Origin of the sequence: Lutimaribacter marinistellae, assembly GCF_042648365.1 — a bacterium.
Lineage (GTDB): Bacteria > Pseudomonadota > Alphaproteobacteria > Rhodobacterales > Rhodobacteraceae > Lutimaribacter_A > Lutimaribacter_A marinistellae.
On record NZ_JBHRXI010000021.1, the window covers coordinates 1 to 1,846 of the forward strand.

1 protein-coding gene and 1 pseudogene are annotated in these 1,846 nt (G+C 67.0%); both read right to left on the reverse strand.

Going from position 1 to position 1,846, the window contains the following annotated elements:
* A partial coding sequence (locus tag ACFORG_RS18610) for a recombinase family protein (RefSeq protein ID WP_386737056.1) occupies nt 1-1,271 on the reverse strand: 1,271 nt, incomplete at its 3' end.
* 101 nt (nt 1,272-1,372) lie between these two features.
* A pseudogene (locus ACFORG_RS18615) lies at nt 1,373-1,804 on the reverse strand (DUF2924 domain-containing protein); the annotation flags it as partial.
* Between the last annotated feature and the right edge of the window lie 42 nt (nt 1,805-1,846).

Consider the following 1,846-nt stretch of genomic DNA (forward strand, 5'->3'; position numbering starts at 1 on the left):
CGGACAAGACTGCCAAGGCCATCGACGCGGAGCCGGACGTTCAGCCCATCCGTGCAGATGTCAACGCGCTCGACCAGCAGCGCCACGATGCGCGCCTGTTCGGCAGGGAATAGCTCGTCCCACAGCGGGTCGAGTTGCTGCAGGGCTGCGCGCGCGTCGGCTTCGGAAATGTCGTCGGCGTTTGTGCGCGCGGCCTTCCACGTGCCCGCGACGATTTCGGGCTGGCGGAACACGGTGCGCAGCTGGTCGATGACGGTCGCCTCGATCTCGCCCGCCGGCACGCGGCCGACCGGGCACGAACCCGCACCATGCTTCAGCACCGTCTGGCTGACATAGTAGCGGTAGCGCCGGTCAGCCTTACGCGTGTGCGTTGGCGAGAAGGCCGCGCCGTCAGGCCCGAAGAGCAGCCCCTTGAGCAGCGCGGGTGTCTCGGCGCGGGTGCGGGCGGCGCGCTTTCGGGGGCTCTCCTGTAGAATGGCGTGGACACGGTCCCACGTCTCGCGGTCGATGATGGCATCGTGCTCGCCTGGGTAGCTGTCGCCCTTGTGGACCGCTTCGCCGACATAGGCGCGGTTGTTGAGCATCCGGTAGAGGTACTTCTTGTCGATCCGGTTGCCCTTCGGGGTACGGATGCCGCGTTTCGCGACCTCGCGTGCCAGTTCGGTGCCCGATCCAATCTCGAGGAAGCGGGCGAAGATCCAGCGGACATGCGCCGCGCGTTCCTCGTCGATGACCAGCTTCCGGTTCTCCACCCGGTAGCCATAGGGCGGTACGCCGCCCATCCACATGCCCTTGCGCCGGGAGGCAGCGACCTTGTCGCGGATGCGTTCGGCGGTCACCTCGCGCTCGAACTGGGCGAAGCTGAGCAGGATGTTCAGTGTCAGCCGCCCCATCGACGTAGTGGTGTTGAAGCTCTGCGTCACGGAGATGAAGGTCACGCCGTTCCGGTCGAACACCTCGACCAGCTTGGCGAAATCGGCAAGCGAGCGGCTCAGGCGGTCGATCTTGTAGACCACCACCACGTCGACGAGCCCGTCCTCGATGTCCTCCAGCATCCGCTTCAATCCGGGCCGGTCCAGCGTGCCGCCCGAGATGCCGCCGTCGTCATATTGATCACGGACCAGCGCCCAGCCCTCGGAGCGCTGGCTGGCGATATAGGCCTCGCAGGCTTCCCGCTGGGCGTGGAGCGAGTTGAACTCCTGCTCCAGCCCGTCCTCGGTGGATTTGCGGGTGTAGATCGCGCAGCGGCGCTTGATCTTCACATCGGTCATCCCCGGCCTCGCTGACGCTTCTCCCGGCCCGACGCTTGCGCGTCGTGCGTACAGCGCTGCGAAGGCTCCACCGGAGCCTCCGCTGGCCTGCGGCCACCGCGCTTTAACCCAAAGAAGACGAGCCCGTTCCAGCGGGTCCCGGTGATTGCCCGTGCGATGGCCGACAGCGACTTGTAGGGGCGACCCTGCCAGTCGAAGCCGTCCGAGGTGACGGTGACGACATGCTCGACGCCTTGCCATTCGCGGATCAGCCGGGTGCCGGCGATGGGCATGGTGTCGGGGCGGACGCGGCTCTTCTTCCGGTCGCTGCCATCGAGTTCCTCACCCAGCCTCTCCAGCCGGCGGACCGTCTCGGGCTTCAGCCCGCCATAGGTCAGTTCCTGGATGCGGTAGGCCAGCCGGCTCTCCAGGTAGCGGCGGTTGAACGGCGGTGGCTCGCTGTCGAAGAGCTCGCGCCATTGCGCCTTCAACTCCGGCGTCGTCGCGGTCTTGAGCGCCGCGAGGCGCGCGGGGATCGGATCGTGGGTCGTCATGTCTGCCTCCTTTGCGAAGCCGCAGTACCGCTCCGATCGACC